Here is an 18767-nt window from a genome sequence, read left to right as displayed (position 1 = left end):
CGTAGCTTTACCTTTATCCATTACTATAAATATCTTTGGATTATCGTGTTTAATATGAACTTAAGAGATGGTTTATCTATATGAAACGTTGAATTGGAGGGTAGAAATGGATCAAATTTTGGAAAAAATAAAAGAAGAGCAATCGGAATTTACAACAGGCTTAAAAAAGACAGCAGCTTTTTTTCATAAAGACCCAAAATACTTTGCAGTGCATTCAGCTGCACAAATAGGACAGAAAGCAGGCGTGAGTGAAACAACGGTTATTCGTTTTACGCATAAACTTGGGTATGCTGGCTTTAGCGATTTTCAACAAGATGTACAGCAACTACTCCTTCAACGAAGTAGTCTTATGGATTATGTGGAAACGAAAAAATTAGATCATGAAAATGCTCCTCCTATCAAAGGAGTGATGTATCATGATGTAGAAAATATTATACGGATTTCGGAAAGGATAGACGAGGCTGATCTAGAAAAGGCTGTAACTGTACTGGCGTCAGCCGACCGGATTCTAGTATCGGGGGTTCGTTCATCTCATGCACTGGCAAGCTGGTTTGCGTTTGCCTTAGATCTTGTCATTGGTAATACAAGGCTTTTTCAAAACCAAATGGATGATGTGTTACTGCGAGTTAATGAGTTAACAGATAAAAGTGTCCTTGTTGTTTTTTCATTTCACCGGTATGCAAAGGAAACATTACGAATCGCGAAATTGGCTAAACAACAAGGAGTATTTGTGATAGCTTTTACCGATTCTCCATTTTCACCGGTTACAGATTTTTCAGACCTTTCATTATGTGTGCAACTAAATGTAAAGTCCACGCTAGATGCAGCGCCAGTTGTTGTATCCTTAATGAATAGCATTGTTTCCAACTTATCTCTTCAAAATGCTGAAGCTTTTCAAGCAAGAGTGAAACAATTTGACGCCTTGAAAGCAGATGATTTTTTTCAGAACGGATAAAGTTAGAGCATTGACTTTGATTTGGTGAAGAAACAAGCTTGCTAAGTAAAATACAAATCTGTTGGGGATTCTTTTATCCCCTCACCTAAGCTTCTTATTATCTAGTCGAGGCTCTCCCGAAGCGGGGGTCTGAAGGCACCTTACATTTTGAATACTCATTTTTTATTTACAGCTACATATCTTTTTCAATGTAGCTGTAAAACCCTCAAATATATTGAGTACAAGGACAACAAATAGGAAACGTTTTATCTAGGGAGGATATCTGCATGTCAAAGCAAATTAAAATGAGACAATTGACGACCATAGAAGAATTATATGAGATGCAACGTGTAGAGGAAGCAGTTTGGCATGTTCCTCCAACCCCAATTCATCAAACGTATACTGCTTTAAATCATGGTGGAATTCTAATAGGAGCATATGATAAAGCCCAAATGGTTGGCTTTCTTTATAGCTTTGCTGGATTTGATGGTGAACATCCATACTTGTGTTCCCATATGTTAGGCATTCTCCCCGAATATCGTAAAGCAGGATTAGGGTTAAAGATGAAATATAAACAAGCAGAAATTGCTCAAAATCTTGGCTATGCCATGATAACATGGACGTTTGACCCACTTGAAAGCTTAAATGCGTATTTAAACCTGCACAAAATTGGGGCGGTAGGCGTTCAATATAAGGAAAATCATTACGGTAAGTTAGGCGGGAAGCTAAATCATGGACTGCCTACAGATCGGATTCAAGTCGAATGGAGATTCGCTGAGCAAAGATTGGATATGCCTATTGAACTTGATGAAGCAAACATATTAGTGCATGCTGACCGAGACGGAAATCCAGTTGTAGCGCAATTATTCTATGATCAATCTAGCTTAGTAAACGATTACTGGTTGGTCGGTATCCCAACCAATTTTCAATCCATAAAGCAAGCGGATGTTTCGCTTGCGATGACATGGCGACTCCAAACAAGAGAAGTCTTTCAAAAGCTATTTGCTGAAGGATTCAAAGCTAGAGATGTTATTCGTAAGCAAACAGAAAACATCTGCTTTTACTATTTTACTAAATAGCGTAGCAGTCACCTGCAAAGTGGAAAAGTCAACTCATCATAAAAAATTCTGAAACGACTGTGTATATCACTTGACAATAAGACATAAAAGATTTTTGGTATAATAATTCATGACTTTGCAACACAAGAAAAGTCCCCTCCTAATTACTATTTTAAACTAGTTAGGAGGGGCTCTTATGTATAATCTACAAAATGTTAATCCGATAACTTTAATATATTAATATCTTTCGTAAAAACGGAAGAAGAGAAACAAAGGTTAAACGGTGAGACTAGTTCCAGTGAATACTTCATGCATTTACTAAAATAAAATTGATTTATGGATATTTTTGTGTTAATCTACAAGCTGAGAAACCGTTTGCACATAATTTTACTAATAAAGTAAGGGTAGCACACTTATTTTTTTGTAAGATATGAAACCACCATGGCTCACCTAGAGCGCGAGCCACCATCTATCGTGAAAAAACTTTTGCTTTATAATGTTTAGATTCTTAAAATACTGTCTAAAATAAATGAGTTAGATAAGTTAAATAGAGTTGTTTTTTCATACAAAAGTATAAAATGAGGTGCTTGGAGATAACGAAATAACCGACTAGCCACGTGCAGCGCATGAGCCCAGCAACGATGCGACTTTAGAAATGCGCCCTACGATAAGGCCTCATCGATTCGTCTCTAAGAGGAAGGTCGACTAAAAACGGGCTTGCCGCTCATACCCCTGTTTTAGTGGTATGATTCCTAAATCTTTAGTTGATTCGTTCCATTCACTACGTTGCTAAACGGGTGCTTGCGCCTTTGTTCGTTATTTGTGCAAACGTTTTACCATAAGGGGAGGAATTACTTTGGCAAAAAAACGAAAAGCACTAGCTATTTTTCCCCATTGCATACAGTAATGGCTAAGGAAGGAGATAGGCAACTACTATTAGGTCCAGTCATCGACAAAGATGGAAATGTAACGTTTAAAGCAATTCACGAGAAGGAACAGCTATACTTGTTAGGTAGCTTCCATGAATGGAATGTTGAAAAAGCAATTGAGATGGAAAACAAGGATGGAATACATACAACTAAGGTTGCATTAAATCCTGGTACATATGAGTATTCATTTTTGACAGATATAACTAATGCGTCCACCTCTTTTGCAGCCCCGTTAAATCCAGCAAAAGATGGTGAAAAATCTATTCTTCACGTGCCTGGGATTATACTTGAACGACTTCCGGAAGCAGTGGAAGCAAATAGCAAGTCCATATTAGAAGGGGAGTTTTTCAATGAAAACGCAAAAACCAACTCTTTAAAGGGGGCAAAATGGACTTAAAAGAAAAAAGAAGTGGTGTGAAGATAATTGATAACGCTTTAATTGTGGATGAGAATGTCCACCCCGATGAAACAATTACTGTTCAGGCAACGTATGATGGTTATATTTCGCAGAAAGAGATAACCATTCAACCGACAAATGAGCAGGCTAAATCCGATGAACAGGTTACACAGACGATTCGTATCCACTATGAACGCGAAGACCAGAATTATGATGGATGGAACATTTGGGTATGGGATGATGTTGCTGCCCCGTCTGAAGGGTGGCCGGATGGAGCAGTAAGCGCTGCTGGCATTGATGAGCATGGTACTTACTACGATATTCAACTAGCAAAAGATGCAGAGAAAATTGGTTTTTTATTTGTAAATAAGCGTAGCGGAGAGCAAACAGGAAATTATCATTTTTCGATGTTAGAGCATAAAGAAATTTTTGTTAAAGATGGTGATGAACAGGTGTATACTGACCCAAACGGGAAAATAGAAACAGCCCTTCTTTTTGGGGAAATTGTATCCAAGGATACGATTCAATTGCGTTTCTCCAGTATAAAAGATTTAGGCTTAAAGAAATTACTAAGTGACATCGTAGTGCAGGACGAAAATGGGAACAAAATAAACATAATCAATGGCAAGAAAGTCGATCAAAAAGTATTAGAGGTTAATGGAGAATTTGCCGCTATTAATACATCACTTACTGTAACTTATGGTGATAAAACGCTAAAACTAACAGACAGTTGGAAGTTAATAGATGAGCTGTATGCTTATGATGGAGACTTAGGTGCAACATTACATACCAACGGGACAGCAACGTTAAAGGTATGGGCACCAAAAGCAGCAAATGTAACCGTTGTACTATATGACAAAGGCAACCAATATAAAGTAATTCGCGATGAAATACCAATGCAACTAGGTGAGCGGGGCGTGTGGGAAGTAAAGCTCAATAAAGAAAATACGGGCTTGGACAATCTTAAAGGCTATTATTATCATTATAAGATGACACATAATGGAAAGACAAAGCTAACTCTTGATCCATACGCAAAATCAATGGCAGCATGGGCAAATCCAGGAAATGGTGGGAAATATTCAATAGGAAAGGCAGCAATTGTCGATCCATCTGAGATTGGTCCAGCATTAAATTTTGCTAATATTGATGGTTTTACAAAGCGTGAAGATGCTATTATTTACGAAGTCCATGTGAGAGATTTCACATCAGATCCTGCGATCGAAGGTGAACTAAATGCCCGATTTGGTACATTTTCTTCCTTTATTGATAAACTGGATTATATTAAAGAATTAGGTGTCACACATATTCAGCTGCTTCCTGTCATGAGTTATTATTTTGCTAATGAGTGGGATAATGATAAGAGATTACTAGATTGGTCATCGACTGGGAATAATTATAATTGGGGGTATGATCCACATAGTTATTTTTCACTATCTGGGATGTATTCTGAAAATCCGGATGATCCTGAACTGCGAATTGCGGAATTTAAGCGGTTAATCCATGAAATTCATAAACGAGATATGGGTGTAGTTTTGGATGTCGTGTATAACCATACTGCTAAAGTTGAGATTTTTGAGGATTTGCTGCCAAATTACTATCATTTTATGGACAAGGATGGTACTCCTCGTGAAAGCTTTGGTGGAGGACGTCTTGGTACGACTCATGCTATGTCACGGAAAGTACTCGTCGATTCCGTCTCATACTGGGTAGAAGAATTCAAAATTGACGGTTTCCGCTTTGATATGATGGGAGATCACGATGCAGAAAGTATTCAAGTGGCTTATGATAGAGCAAAGCAGTTAAATCCAAATATAATCATGATTGGAGAGGGATGGCGAACGTACGTTGGTGATGAAGGAGAAAAAGTGGTGCCAGCGGATCAGGATTGGATGCAGCATACGGATAGTGTTGCTGTTTTCTCCGATGAATTTAGAAATGAATTGAAATCGGGTTTTGGCAGTGAAGGTCAACCAAGATTTCTTACCGGTGGGGCTAGAAACATTCAACAAATTTTTGATAATGTCACTGCAAATCCGCATAATTTTGTCGCTGATGATCCCGGTGATGTCGTTTCCTATATTGCTGCACATGATAATTTGACGTTGCACGATGTTATTGCTCAATCGATTATGAAAGACTCTGAATATCATGAAGAAGAAATCCATAAACGGATAAGAATTGGTAATGCGATGGTTTTAACCGCACAAGGGAAAGCCTTTATCCATGCTGGTCAAGAGTTTGGGAGAACAAAACAGTTTAGAACCGAGACGTTAGAAGCTCCGTATAAATCAACCTATATGACAGATAAAGAGGGAAAACCATTTCTTTATCCATATTTCATTCATGATTCGTATGATTCTACGGATGCTATTAATAAGATTGATTGGAAGATGGCAACGGATAAAGAACAATACCCGATTCAACATGCTACACGTGAATACACAGCAGGCTTAATCAAACTCCGACGCTCAACCGATGCGTTTTCGTTAGGGACTATGGAAAAGATAAAAACGAACGTAAAACGCATCGAAGCCCCAGAAATTCAAGAGGAAGATTTAGTGATCGGATATCAGGCATCGTCTTCTGATGGTTCGGAGGTGTATCAAGTATTTGTAAACGCAGATAGTAAAGAACGTAAACTTACGCTAAAGAATACGTATTTGACTAAAGGAAAAGTAATTGTGGATGCGAATACAGCTGGAACAGAGGAAATTAAGCATCCGACTGGTGTTAAAATAGCAGCTAACCAGATTAAGTTAGCACCGTTAACAACTGTTATTGTAAAGATGAACCATAAAAATGGGGACACAGAGGAGACTGATAATACACATACACCTGGTCACAATGAACCTGGGCAAGAAAAGGAGACAGATAAAGAACAAACGACGGAAGTGGATAAAGATAAAAACAAAGAACGAGGATTGAATCAAGATAAAAATAAAGAACGAGGGAACCAAGATGAAAACAAAGAGCAAGAATTAAATCAAGATAAAAAACAAATGGGTGAAGGAAATAAAGTAACGAAAAAGCAAGGAGAAGAGCTTCCTAATACAGCAACTTCCTTCTACAATTGGCTCTTAGCTGGCTTCATATTCGTTCTTGCCGGTGTAGGGTTATACATTTATAAGCGAAGAAAATAGAACTAAGATTTTTATTTTATATTGATTAGGCGGGGCATAGGTAGATATTTAGTCTAAGAACGAATGATGCACTAATTAGCTTTGGAAATATATGTAGACTCTGCTCGGAAGGAAAGGCCCCGAGTGGTAGTATAATGAGGCTCACCAGCCACCCTAAGGTGCGCGAAGTATATATCCTAAGCGGATCTTTGCACCAGTTATAGTTTTTAGATAGTGCGGATTTACGTTTGATAAAAATACTTTTGTCCTACCCCCATCTACTAAATGGAAAAAATCACCGTAGATAGAAGGTCTTGACGAGACATTCTGTTTTTGTCATAATAAAGAAAAGTTAAATATGGTACCTTTAATTCAGTCCTGTGAGGCTGACAAGGAAACGGATAAGTTGATGGAATTATTGTATAAGCGAATACAACCTATGCGGGTGTATAGCTAGCAATGAATCTATTTAACGAGAAAGGCTTCTTGTCACATTTGGCAGGAAGCTTTTTACTTCCTTTCTGTTTTGGTACCAACAATCAGGAGGAAAACAGAATGAAAAACATCGATAAAGAATTCTCACTGACAGCAGTACCTTCATCTTATCGCAACGGCTTTTGGAAAACACTCGTAGTTATGCTCGGGCTAACCTTTTTCTCGGCTAGCATGTGGTCTGGTGGAGAACTAGGACAAGGGCTATCGTTTATACAATTTATCGCGATTGTCCTTGCAGGTAATCTTATTTTAGGCGCATATACCGGTTTATTAGCATATATGGCTGCAAAAACAGGATTGTCTACGCATCTGCTTGCTCGTTACGCATTTGGGAAGAAAGGGTCTTATCTTGCCTCATTTTTATTAGCTTTTACACAAATTGGCTGGTTCGGAGTTGGAACAGCAATGTTTGCAGTACCAGTACAAAAAGTTACAGGCATTGACATTTATGTCCTCATCGCTGTTGCTGGCATATTAATGACATTTACAGCTTTCTTCGGAATGAAAGCATTGGCTATGATTAGCTTTATTGCTGTACCATTAATCGCCCTTCTTGGAGGGGCTTCTGTTATAAAAGCAACAGAAAGTTTAGGAGGATGGCAAGGCTTATTGCAATATGAACCGGCGGAAACGATGACTTTAGCAGTTGCCCTTACCATTTGTATTGGTTCTTTCATCAGTGCAGGGACATTAACTCCTGATTTCACAAGGTTTGCCCGGAGAAAACGGTCGGCAGTAATTGCTACAGTAGTCGCCTTTTTCATCGGAAACTCACTCATGTTCTTGTTTGGTGCGGTGGGCTCGGTTGCAACTGGTCAAGCTGATATTTCTGAAGTAATGTTCATGCAGAATTTAATTCTCCCAGCGATTATCGTCTTAGGCTTAAACATTTGGACAACAAATGATAATGCTTTGTATGCTTCAGGACTTGGACTTTCAAATATTACCAAAATACCAAAACATAAGATCGTCATTTTTAATGGAATTATTGGGACGCTGGGGGCAATGTGGCTGTATGAGAATTTCGTAGGATTTTTAACTATGCTTGGTTCTGCGTTACCCCCAATCGGCGCTATCTTGTTAGCTGATTTTTTCATCATCCATCGTGGCAATTATCGTGCGTTCCATGAAATGACATTTAAAGCTGTTAATTGGATTGCTTTATTTGCTTGGGGCGCAGGAATTGCCGCAGCGACTTTATTACCAGGCATACCACCAATTAATGCGTTAATTAGTTCAGCAGTCATCCATGTTGCAGGTACCAAGCTTATTATGAGTGCAAAGGAAAAAGAAGTTATGCTTCCTAACACAGAAAAGGTGGGTCACTAATTGATTATAAAAAATGCTACATTACGTAACAAAACAGGATTATGGGATATTTTTATTACTGACAAAATAATTACTTCCATTTCACCAGCTAACGAGGAAATGCAGGCAGATGATGTTCTTGATGTTGCAGGTTCTTTCGTATTACCTCCATTTATTGAGCCACATATTCATCTTGATACAACGTTAACAGCTGGAGAACCACAATGGAATGAAAGTGGCACATTATTTGAAGGGATTCAACGTTGGTCAGAACGAAAACAATCGTTAACGTATGAAGATGTGAAGAAGAGAGCTGTGAAGGCTTTGAAATGGCAAATTGCTCAAGGCATCCAGCATGTTCGTACACATGTAGATGTAACCGATCCAAAGCTAACAGCGCTGCGTGCATTGCTGGAAGTGAAAGAAGAGATGGCGAAATATGTGGATTTGCAATTGGTTGCTTTCCCACAAGAAGGAGTTTTATCGTATCCAAATGGGAAGGAATTGCTGGAGGAAGCGCTAAAGCTAGGAGCAGATGTCGTAGGAGGGATCCCGCATTTTGAATTTACGAGAGAATATGGTGTGGATTCCTTACGAACTGTTTTTGATCTTGCGGAAAAATATGATCGATTGGTTGACATTCACTGTGATGAAATCGATGATGAACAGTCGCGATTTATCGAAGTAGTGGCAAAAGAAGCGTATGAGCGAGGACTAGGATCAAGAGTGACTGCTAGTCATACTACAGCAATGGGATCTTACAATGATGCCTATACTTATAAATTGTTCCGTTTATTAGAAATATCGGAGATCAATTTTGTTTCCAATCCACTTGTTAATATCCATTTACAAGGTCGTTTTGATACCTATCCAAAACGCCGGGGTCTAACTCGTGTGAAGGAATTATTGGAAGCGGGAATGAATGTGTGTTTTGGTCATGATGATATTTTTGATCCATGGTATCCTCTTGGCACAGGAAATATGCTCCAGGTACTTCATATGGGAATCCACGCCTCGCAATTATTAGGCTATGAGCAAATTGTTAATTCTATTGATCTGATTACAACAAACAGTGCCAAAACGCTGAACCTTGAACAGGAATATGGGATTGAGGTTGGAAAGCCAGCTAATTTAATTGTTTTGGATGCGGAAAATGAATATGAAGCGATTCGTAAGCAAGCTGTCGTCACTCATTCTATTCGCAATGGGAATATGATTACTAAAACAACACCGAGTAAAACAAAGATAAATTTAGGAATAGAAGAGCATATCCATTTTACGAGATGAATGTTGAAGATGGAAAATAAAAACCTGCTGGGCTAATCCAGCGGGTTTTCAAATGGAAATAATTATAGGAAGTGAGCTAATCTAAATAAGGGTTGCTTTCAGATGACTTGAGACATAGTAAAAGAGATGCATAAAAGCTTTTTCTCCCATGTTAAGTTAAATAAATTTCTCTTTTACTATTCATTTTGAGCTATTTTTTAAAAATCCCCATCTGTAAGCAGATTAAGGCTCTTTACTGCTTTTTTAGAAAGACTCCAGGTCAGCCCTCGTTTTGTGGCATAAGAAATGCGTGCTGGCTAGCTGTATGTAAATCGCGCCAAATACGGTTTATAATTGAGGTTTCTTTTACAGCTTGCATACCAATTAGCCTAAACAATTTGTCTGTTCCCTCTAATATGGTAGACACTGTATTTTTACAGCACGTAGAAAACGCTTTCTGTTGCTTTTTTGTTATCGTATTCTTATCAGTATGTTGTTTCCACAAGCTATCAAGCTGGTGATAAAACATTGCTTTTGCTTGATTCATTTTTTCCGTTGCTGTTTTTAAAACATTGGTAGTAAACGTGAGTCGATCTGTTTGCCAAACAGAGCTTTTTTCTTGAAATATGGCTTTTGTTTCTTCCAGATAATGTTCTCCAATTCCTAGTACGATAGCAGTAAACGATGCCTGTGAAAAAGGAATGAACGGAAAGTCGTAAATAGAATCTTTCAGTTGGTATTGCTTCTTGAAAATGGAAAACGTACGATATGTTGGTACAAATTGTTCCGTAATACGAATCGTATGACTGCTTGTCCCCTTCAATCCCATAGCGTCCCAGTCCTCTATTACTTCTACTTGCTCTGGGCTGAAAATAAATGATAGGAGCTTAGTATTATCTTCTGCATTTAATTTAGCGGTGGCAGTAAATATAGTTGCATATTGAGAACCACTACAATAGTGCCACTCTCCATTTACAATATATCCACCTTCTACTTCTTTTGCTATTCCAGCAGGAAATCCACTGCCAGCAATGACCGCATCTTCAGGAGTATAAAAAGCTGTTGCGGCTTGTTCTGTAAAGTGCGGGGCAAACATGCCTCCACCAGAACCTATCGTCACTAACCAGCCAAATGTCCCATCTATATACGAGCAATGCTGAAATGTACGAATGGCATCGGATAAGGGCAGCATCGCCCCGCCTAACGTTTGTGGCAGGAAAAGCTTGAATAGCTGTTTGTTTATGATAAAAGTTAGCAGCCTTTCGCTTATTGCTTTCGTTTGTTCGCTGTTTTTTACTTCAGTTCGTATCCAAGAGATTTCATTGTTGGTAAACATTCCGGTTTTCCCATCCTTTTGTTTTACTAACAGTATAGCATGCCGAAATACATAAAGTTACGAAAGAATTTTAATATGGAGATCAAGTATTACCTTTTCTTTTAGTGAAACGTCACTGGCTGAAGCAATAGTTCAGCGTAACTTTTATGAGCAGGAATAAATATTTTATTTATTATATAGAATTGTAGTAATGATTCTTTTCTCCGTTAAGAAGTACATTTTTGATGTATGCCTAATTTTCGCTAGTAAATGATAGGACACCATTTTATATTAGTGAACGGATGTTCATGTGATTTTATACACAATAAGCGAATGAAGGTGAAAAAAATCATTTAAAATAAAAGGAGCAAGAAACCGTGGAACAGGACGTATGGATTGCATTTTTACTTACTTTATTTGCGGGATCAGCAACTGGTACAGGAGGTTTACTAGTTTTTTGTACAAAAACGACGCATACGAAATTTTTATCATTTACTTTAGGATTCTCAGCAGGAGTTATGATTTATGTTCCTTGATTGCTATAGTTGTGCAACGAGCTTGACACAACTATCCTCATCCTCTATATTAAAGCAGAAAGATAATACCAAAATACAAGAGAATATTTCACTAGGGGTGCCATTACTTAATGGCTGAGATCAACGTAGAACGTTGGGACTCTTTGAACCTGATCTGGCGTACAAAACCAGCGGAGGGAAGTGACAGTTGATTTATACGGATTACAAGGGTGTACTATACGAATCCAATAGTTAACTTGTACATACATGTCACTTTTCCTTAGCGGGGAGAGTGGCATTTTTTATTCTGGATGTAAGGTGCTCTCCGTCCTTTGCAAAAGCGCAAGGGGCTTACAAACTAATTGGGGGGATAACGGCTGCTAAATTCTTGATTCATTGGGTCTGTAATATATCGTTCTTAGGAGACTAACACGCAAAAATGAGTTTCTTTAAGGACAAGGAAAACTTCGGAAGCAATTCATCGCACGTAGAAAAGCGGTCTTCTTTTTCAAGGGAACTTAAGGTTTTAGCCTTTGTTCCACTATAGGAAAATATAAAATTTTTTTGGTTTATAGTATAAGAAAAACAAAAGGCTTTCGCCATTAGACTTGGCGACAAGCCAAGTTTTTCTAAAAGAATAAGAAAGTATAAACTTAGGTGCTTGGAGATAACGAAATAACTGAATAGCCACGTCCGGCTCCATCGCCCAGCAACTAGGCGACTTCACGAATCGCCCTACGATAAGTCATCATCGGTTCGTCGCAAAGAGGAAGGTCGACTAAAAACGGGCTTGTCGCCCGACGTCGGCATCCCCCTGTTTTAGTGGCATGATTCCTTTATCCTGTAAAAAGGCGTAGTAGACTCCCACTTCAAGAATGGAAGCGGTGAACTAAACAAGTCGAAGTGGGAGGTAACAGCACATAAATCCCCGCTTCGTTCAAGGGCCTTTAGGTCATACCCTGGTGGTACTAACCATCATCGGGATGGAAGAAAACCCCGCTGATAGAAGGTTCACTTTATCTTTAGTTGATTCGTTCCATTCGCTACGTTGCTAAACGGGCGCTTGCGCTTTTGTTTTGCTTTAATTCGTGGATGATAAACGAAAATTCACTTTATTTGTAACAAAAAAGGACTTGATTAGTTTTAAAGGGTAATTTTTTCAAAAAATGGGGAGGGGGAGAAGAAATTATGCAAGTCTTACAATGGTTTGTTGACTTGGGAGCAAGTGTGATGCTTCCGATTATTATCTTTGTTTTTGCATTGCTATTACGAACAAAGGTGAATAAAGCGTTTCGGGCAGGTTTAACTATCGGAATTGGATTTATTGCTATTAATCTTGTTATTGGTTTATTAGGTGATAGTCTAGGACCGGCAATTGAATCGATGGTCGATCAGTTTGGATTAACGCTTCATGTCATTGATGTTGGGTGGCCAGCTGCAGCTGCAATATCTTATGGAACAGCTTTAGGCAGTTTAACCATTCCGATAGGTATAACTTTAAATATGCTTCTATTAACGATTGGACTTACTCGTACTCTTAATATTGATATTTGGAATTTTTGGCATACTGCTTTTACTGGTTCATTGGTTTTTGCGCTGACAGACAGTTTTGCTATGGGAATAGGGACAATCATTCTGCATCATATGTTATTGTTTTTACTCGGTGATTGGATACAGAAAGATGTTCAATCGTTTTATGGATATAATAATATTACCTTTCCGCACGGTGCATCTGCGCCTTCTTATATCGTTGCGAAGCCTCTAAATTATTTGTTTGACAGGATTCCAAAGTTTAATAAGCTGGAAGCAAACGAGGCCTCCATCCAAAAACGTTTAGGTGTTTTGGGTGACTCTACAGTTATGGGTGCACTTCTTGGTCTCCTCATAGGTATTCTGGCTGGATATGATGTGAAAAATGTATTGCAATTAGCTATACAAATGAGTGCGGTTATGTTGTTGTTGCCACGAATGGTAGCTTTAATAATGGAGGGGCTTACACCGATTTCAGAAGCAGCTGGAGCGTTCGTTAAAAAACACTTTCCAGGAAAAGATTTATATATTGGTATGGATAGTGCGTTAGCGGTAGGGCACCCAATTGTGTTGTCAGCATCGTTGTTGTTGGTACCTATTACTTTACTATTAGCTGCTATATTACCAGGAAATAAAGTATTGCCTTTTACAGATTTAGCCACTATTCCGTTTCTGATTGCTTTAATGGTTCCGGTGTTCAGAGGGAATATAGTCCGCACGATTATCGGTGGTTCCATTTATATTGGGATTGGTCTTTATATTGCAACTTGGGTAGCCCCTTTAGTAACAAGTACGGCGATTCATGCAGGTTTTGATATGGAAAGTTATTCGAATATTTCAGCACTCGTTGATGGAGCTGTTTGGACGACCTTTCCTTTTGTTTGGTTACCGAACGTACTCCATTGGTTCAGTTTTGTATTTTTGGGAGCAATAATAGTTATTTTGATGATATATGTGAATAAAGTAAGATCTAATTAAAATTTGGTAGGAAAATGATAATGTTAAGGGGAGATGGTCATAATGGCAAAGAAAATACTAGTTATATGTGGAACAGGTGTAGCAACTTCCACGATAGTGATAGAAAGGTTAAAGGATTGGCTGGAAAAAGAAAATTTAGCAAATAAAGTGACGCTTTTTCAATCAAGCGTAGCAAATGAAATAGGTCGGTTGGATACGTATGATATGGTTGTTTCAACGACTATTGTCCCTGACGAAAAGAAAGACAAGGTGATTGACGGAGTACCATTGTTATCTGGAATTGGAACAGAAGAAACATATCAACGGATACGTGAAAAGATACTCCAAGAAGATAAGTGAGGAGAGATTTTGGACTAATGATCAGATGAGGAGATAGAATTCCTTTTTACCATGTTATCATTAAAAAATTCCCACTTCATCGATCGTTTATATGATGATAAAATGGGGATTATTAGTATGGTAGATAATTATTTTCTTCAGCGGGGCACCAGGAGTTTCGGTTAGCATGGATATGTGAGAAGTAACTTAACTATAAAATATTATATATATTAGAAAACTACAATTGTTAAACTCAAGCTTTGTGGTGTATAAAGAAAACTACAAAGCTTGAGTCTTCCACTTTACCTTATTCTGCTTTTCCCATCATAACAGCAATGTGTGGCTAGGTGGTCGCACCCCTTGTGGTACTAACAATCAGTGGGGGATGAATAAAAATCCCCACTGATTGAAGATTCACTTTATTCAAAGCTTGTTTGACATAGTGTAGGGGCGCTGTACAAACCTTGTATCTCATTTATCAGGCTACTAATTGAAAGTGAGCAACACGCTAAAAAAGCCCAATATTTTATGATCTACTAAGCTTTTCTTGCTATAAACCTAATTCTTTTAAGTCATCAAAAATGGTATCAATACTATCTGCTAGTACACCGTTGTATTTTTTAATAACTTCCCCTTCCGGATTGATTAAGAAGAAACTGGTTCCATGTGTTACTTGGTCATTTCCTTCAGGTGGAGGAGCGACCATGCTTTTAAATGATTTGATGGAAAATTCTTTAATAGTTTCAAAATCATAGCCTGTTACAAACGTCCAGTTATCCAAGTTTGCTTGATATTCTTTGGCATATTCTTTTAATACTTCAGGAGTATCGTATTCTGGGTCGACACTAAAAGAGACAAATTGAATATTTATGTCTTCATCTGCCGTCTTTTGCTGTAATTTTGCCAAGTTGGATGTCATTGGCAAACATACCGATGTACAATTGGTAAAGATAAAATCAGCAATCCAATATTCGCCCTTTAAATCTTCTAAGGATAGTTTTTCATTATCTTGTGTCGTGAACGTAAAATCGTTTACCTCTTCTGACATATTTGGATCGATTTTCTCTTCTGCGCCACCACAAGCAGTAAGAAAAACAGCTAATGCGAGGAAAGCAACCCCTATATACTTTTTCATCATCAACTTCCTTCCCGTCGGTATTTATCCCGTATATAAGGCGCTGTAAGACTCCCACTTCAGGAGTAGCATAATCTGTACTGCAACAAAACAAGTCTAAGTGGGAGATAACAGCACCTAAATGCCCGATTCGTTCATCTAACAATCAGGATGAATGAAGCCCCCCACTGATTGAAGATTCCCTTTATGAAAACCTCAACTTTTAAACTAAGACTCTTTATGCAAAAAAGAATGAGGTTTTGTCCCGAATGTAACTGGCAGTTCGACCTCCACTTTTATCCTAGGAGGTGAAACCCAAGGAGCTAAGTGAAGATGCAACTGCAAGTTAATTGCCCCGATGTTGTTCAAAGACCTTTAGGACATATTATTGTCGTATTAATCATTAATATTGTGGTAAAAAGATCCGCCCACTGATTGAAGGTTTCCTGTATAACAAGATAACTGCATAGATCATTTTCGCTTCCTGCCTAAAGCGATTTCAACAACTATTCACATTTTAAAACATAGTCTAACAAAATTGTATCAAGTAAACAATTCGGTCGCAATATGATTATGTGAAGGAAAAATGACAACTTGTAATTGTTTTTGAAAAGAAGTTCTTTTTCATACCTTTGATAATTGACCAAAGTTCTAGAAATAATAAATTAGCCAAAAGATGCTGCTAGCAAAAGGGTTATTTTGATTGTGATGCTGTAAACAAATGGCAAACATCTACTAAACTAGTAACAATTCGATATGCTCTGTTTTCCATTTCCTCATCAGGGACGACTAAATCGGGAACGACAATACACTTGATACCTGCTCTATATGCTGCCCGTAAGCCGTTTGGGGAGTCTTCTAAGACAATGGCTACTTCCGGGCTTTCATCAGCACGTTGACATGCTTCCAAGAAAATATCAGGATGCGGTTTTCCTCGTTCTACTTCATCACCGCTCATATAAAAATCAAATCGATCTTTTAAATTTGTCATTGTTAAGTAGCGCTGAATCGTTTCCAGTGAACTAGAAGAAGCAACACACTTTTTAATTTTTCGCTCGTCTAATATATCTAGTAATTCCGTGACTCCTTCCATTATTCTTAAGCCATCCGTTTTTAAGATTTTCTCAGATTCATGGAGATAGTCATCTAAAACAAGGCTAAAGGAAAATTCTTCACCGTATACATCTTTTAATATTGCTTCGTCTTCCTGCTTTCCAGCACCAATTATTTTTCGGTATATATCCAACGTTAACTCATAGTCGGCATTTTTCATCGCTTTTTTTAAGGCTTGGAAAGCAATTCGTTCTGTGTCGAACAGCAAACCGTCCATATCAAAAATCATTAATTTCACTTGATTCATAGAATACCTCCTAAATTAAAGTAATTTTCATAGTTGAATACTGGTGAATGGATTATGAAAACCACTATCTATTATAGCAATGATCTTGATAACCAGCTATTCATTGTATATAGGAGACTGGTGTTTACATTGGGATTGTTAAATAATGAAATGATAGTATAATAGGCATCATGTATCGCTTGAAATATTTGAGTTTTTGAAAAAATGTGTGGGGCAAGCACGAATAGGGCGTAAAATAATGAAGGAGGTATATGGAAATGAAAAAGATTGTTAGGGAAACTTTTATTTTATCCATGTCACCAACAAATAAGCCTGTAGAAACCATTGCTTCAGGGGAAACGGTGCTATTTGAAACGTATGATTGTTTTAGTAACGAAATAAAGAGCGACAAGGATTTATTTCATACAGTTGGCTGGGATAAAATTAATCCAGCAACAGGTCCTGTATTTGTAAAAGGGGCTAGCCCAGGAGATACAATCAAGGTTGATATTCTGGATATTAAAATTGCTCATCAGGGAGTGATGTCGATAACACCTGAGATGGGGGCATTAGCCGGCTGTTTCGCACAAGAAAAGACTAAAATTATATCGATAAAAGAGGGCATGGCTGTTTTTAATGAGACGCTGCAATTACCGATTAATCCAATGATTGGTGTTATTGGTACAGCTCCGTTAGATGAAGATGTGCCGACTGGAACGCCGAAAGACCATGGTGGAAACATGGACTGTAAGCGTATTAGGAAAGGCGCAACGCTTTATTTACCTGTCAATGTCAATGGTGCTCTTCTGGCCATGGGGGATGCTCATGCGGTGATGGGAGATGGTGAAGTTGTTATTTGCGGACTGGAAATCCCTGCCGAAATTACAGTTAAAGTTACTGTTATTAAAGGTCAGCCTTACCCACTTCCATTTTTAGCTGATGATGAATATGTGATGACGATCGCATCTTCAGAAACACTAGATGAAGCTTCCAAACGAGCAACTAAAAACATGCATACCTTCCTTGTAAATGAGGTGAAGATGGAGGAGCATGAAGCAGCAATGTTTTTATCTCTAGGAGCAGATTTGAAAATATGTCAAATTGTTGATCCGCTAATGACAGCGAGGATGGAACTCCCTACTTGGGTGCTTGAAAAATATAATTATAAGTTAGTGTAGGAATATTTGATAGATAAAGGTTGATTAAACAGAGGGTTCAAGCAATCTCTGTTCATGGTGTACTTGTACTATTGAAAAAATGTAAAAAATAAATGGAATCTTCAATCAGCGGGGGCTTCATTCATCCCCCGCTACTTGTTAGTACCACCAGGGTATGACCTTAAAGCTCTTACGAAATGGGGTATTTAGGTGCTGTTATCTCCCGCTTAGACTTGTTGCAGTACAGATTATTCAACTCCTGAAGTGGGAGTCTTACAGCACCTTATACGGAATAAATAATTCAAAAATCAGTGGAGAACCGTCCACTGATGTATCTTATGCTTGTTTTACTGTCAATAAGCTGATCGTATGTAGCTGTCCTGTATGATGTGCTTCATGGAATACGGCAACTTTTGTGAGCCCGCCAATTGTATCTTGACCTAGGAAAGGCTTTTCTAATTTCGTTGCAAAATATTCAGGCTGTAGTTTCATAGCACGGTCGAATTGTTCCTGCAGATTTGCCCTTAATTCTTTCAGACTAGGTACTTCTTCTGGCCAATCAGCAGGTTTTGTTCCATTTCCAAATAAAGAAATATACGTTTCAGGTAAATGCTTGGATTGGTTTGGAAATCCAAATAAAAACTGTTCAGCCACAGTTAATATATGTCCGATATGCCAGCGCACTGTATTATTCAACCCTTCCAGCTGCTTGTCGATAAGCGATTCATCGAGCTTATCCAGTTCTGTAAATAGCATGTTGCGATTGAACGCAAATTGTTCGATTAAATCTTTACTCATGTCCATCCCCCTAAATTTTTGAATTTGAGATTAGTATAACAAAGAAGATGATAGATGAATAGTTTTATACCCATACTTGTATAATGGGAATGTTAATCTATTTAATAACGAACGAGTATACTGCTTTACCAAGTGGCTTGCACAAATGTAGTAAGTGTGGTGCTGGATAATGGAGTTTGAAACCAGATGTAGTTTGA

At 38.1% G+C, this 18767-nt stretch carries 13 protein-coding genes, 1 pseudogene and 1 riboswitch; of the genes and pseudogenes, 10 read left to right on the top strand and 4 right to left on the bottom strand.

Annotated features, from left to right (window positions below; translation table 11 throughout):
- Window positions 1-106 precede the first annotated feature (106 nt).
- The 6 genes from KBP50_RS13670 (at window position 107) to codA (ending at window position 9527) form a co-directional block, all read left to right on the top strand.
- Window positions 107-955 carry a MurR/RpiR family transcriptional regulator gene (locus KBP50_RS13670; RefSeq protein WP_050352051.1) on the top strand — a complete coding sequence of 283 codons (849 nt, stop codon included), beginning with the start codon at window positions 107-109 and terminating at the stop codon, window positions 953-955.
- A 266-nt stretch (window positions 956-1221) separates the two neighbouring features.
- Window positions 1222-2013, top strand: a complete 792-nt coding sequence (locus KBP50_RS13665) for a GNAT family N-acetyltransferase (protein ID WP_050352052.1) — start codon at window positions 1222-1224, stop codon at window positions 2011-2013.
- 885 nt (window positions 2014-2898) lie between these two features.
- Complete coding sequence (locus tag KBP50_RS13660) at window positions 2899-3318, top strand: early set domain-containing protein (protein ID WP_128743430.1); 420 nt, start codon at window positions 2899-2901, stop codon at window positions 3316-3318.
- The gene (locus KBP50_RS13655; RefSeq protein ID WP_076361965.1) at window positions 3309-6458 is read left to right on the top strand and encodes a pullulanase; all 3150 of its coding nucleotides are present in this window, start codon (window positions 3309-3311) and stop codon (window positions 6456-6458) included. Before KBP50_RS13660 ends, KBP50_RS13655 begins: the two co-directional genes overlap by 10 nt.
- Before the next feature lie 534 nt (window positions 6459-6992).
- Window positions 6993-8261, top strand: a complete 1269-nt coding sequence (gene codB, locus KBP50_RS13650; protein WP_050352054.1) for a cytosine permease — start codon at window positions 6993-6995, stop codon at window positions 8259-8261.
- Complete coding sequence (codA, locus tag KBP50_RS13645; RefSeq protein WP_050352055.1) at window positions 8262-9527, top strand: cytosine deaminase; 1266 nt, start codon at window positions 8262-8264, stop codon at window positions 9525-9527.
- Window positions 9528-9786: 259 nt separating this feature from the next.
- Here codA and KBP50_RS13640 read toward each other — a convergent pair whose 3' ends face one another.
- A complete protein-coding gene (locus tag KBP50_RS13640) occupies window positions 9787-10842 on the bottom strand; it encodes an acyl-CoA dehydrogenase family protein (RefSeq protein WP_050352056.1) in 1056 nt (351 codons plus the stop codon).
- Between the two features lie 356 nt (window positions 10843-11198).
- On the opposite strand from KBP50_RS13640, the pseudogene KBP50_RS13635 reads away from it, so the two are divergent.
- From KBP50_RS13635 to KBP50_RS13625, 3 genes and pseudogenes are all read left to right on the top strand, one after another.
- Window positions 11199-11351: pseudogene (locus KBP50_RS13635) on the top strand (zinc transporter ZupT); the annotation flags it as partial.
- Between the two features lie 89 nt (window positions 11352-11440).
- A riboswitch (TPP riboswitch) is annotated at window positions 11441-11553 on the top strand.
- Window positions 11554-12524: 971 nt separating this feature from the next.
- Window positions 12525-13844, top strand: coding sequence for a PTS galactitol transporter subunit IIC (locus KBP50_RS13630; RefSeq protein WP_198035004.1), 1320 nt, complete (start codon window positions 12525-12527; stop codon window positions 13842-13844).
- Between the two features lie 42 nt (window positions 13845-13886).
- Window positions 13887-14183 (top strand): PTS sugar transporter subunit IIB, encoded by a 297-nt coding sequence (locus tag KBP50_RS13625; protein WP_050352058.1) that lies wholly within the window; start codon window positions 13887-13889, stop codon window positions 14181-14183.
- A 529-nt stretch (window positions 14184-14712) separates the two neighbouring features.
- Here KBP50_RS13625 and KBP50_RS13620 read toward each other — a convergent pair.
- Window positions 14713-15297, bottom strand: a complete 585-nt coding sequence (locus KBP50_RS13620; protein ID WP_050352059.1) for an SCO family protein — start codon at window positions 15295-15297, stop codon at window positions 14713-14715.
- Between the two features lie 673 nt (window positions 15298-15970).
- Entirely contained in the window at window positions 15971-16636 is a 666-nt protein-coding gene (locus KBP50_RS13615; RefSeq protein ID WP_050352060.1) for an HAD family hydrolase, read from the bottom strand.
- Window positions 16637-16893: 257 nt separating this feature from the next.
- On the opposite strand from KBP50_RS13615, the gene KBP50_RS13610 reads away from it, so the two are divergent.
- Window positions 16894-17793 carry an acetamidase/formamidase family protein gene (locus tag KBP50_RS13610; protein WP_050352061.1) on the top strand — a complete coding sequence of 300 codons (900 nt, stop codon included), beginning with the start codon at window positions 16894-16896 and terminating at the stop codon, window positions 17791-17793.
- A gap of 315 nt (window positions 17794-18108) precedes the next feature.
- Here the strand turns inward: KBP50_RS13610 and KBP50_RS13605 are convergent, their stop codons facing one another.
- Window positions 18109-18570: a DinB family protein gene (locus tag KBP50_RS13605; protein ID WP_050352062.1), complete on the bottom strand. Its 462-nt coding sequence runs from the start codon at window positions 18568-18570 to the stop codon at window positions 18109-18111.
- Window positions 18571-18767 lie beyond the last annotated feature (197 nt).

The organism is Virgibacillus pantothenticus (assembly GCF_018075365.1).
GTDB lineage: Bacteria > Bacillota > Bacilli > Bacillales > Amphibacillaceae > Virgibacillus > Virgibacillus pantothenticus.
Note: the sequence above shows the minus strand (reverse complement) of the source record. Positions and strands in the feature narration are given on the sequence as shown.

Coding starts and splice junctions, on each gene's coding strand:
- KBP50_RS13655 (WP_076361965.1), top strand. CDS start 3,309: ATGGACTTAAAAGAAAAAAGAAGTGGTGTGAAGATAATTGATAACGCT.
- KBP50_RS13625 (WP_050352058.1), top strand. CDS start 13,887: ATGGCAAAGAAAATACTAGTTATATGTGGAACAGGTGTAGCAACTTCC.
- KBP50_RS13665 (WP_050352052.1), top strand. CDS start 1,222: ATGTCAAAGCAAATTAAAATGAGACAATTGACGACCATAGAAGAATTA.
- KBP50_RS13640 (WP_050352056.1), bottom strand. CDS start 10,842: ATGTTTACCAACAATGAAATCTCTTGGATACGAACTGAAGTAAAAAAC.
- KBP50_RS13620 (WP_050352059.1), bottom strand. CDS start 15,297: ATGAAAAAGTATATAGGGGTTGCTTTCCTCGCATTAGCTGTTTTTCTT.
- KBP50_RS13630 (WP_198035004.1), top strand. CDS start 12,525: ATGCAAGTCTTACAATGGTTTGTTGACTTGGGAGCAAGTGTGATGCTT.
- KBP50_RS13610 (WP_050352061.1), top strand. CDS start 16,894: ATGAAAAAGATTGTTAGGGAAACTTTTATTTTATCCATGTCACCAACA.
- KBP50_RS13615 (WP_050352060.1), bottom strand. CDS start 16,636: ATGAATCAAGTGAAATTAATGATTTTTGATATGGACGGTTTGCTGTTC.
- KBP50_RS13670 (WP_050352051.1), top strand. CDS start 107: ATGGATCAAATTTTGGAAAAAATAAAAGAAGAGCAATCGGAATTTACA.
- KBP50_RS13605 (WP_050352062.1), bottom strand. CDS start 18,570: ATGAGTAAAGATTTAATCGAACAATTTGCGTTCAATCGCAACATGCTA.
- codB (WP_050352054.1), top strand. CDS start 6,993: ATGAAAAACATCGATAAAGAATTCTCACTGACAGCAGTACCTTCATCT.
- KBP50_RS13660 (WP_128743430.1), top strand. CDS start 2,899: ATGGCTAAGGAAGGAGATAGGCAACTACTATTAGGTCCAGTCATCGAC.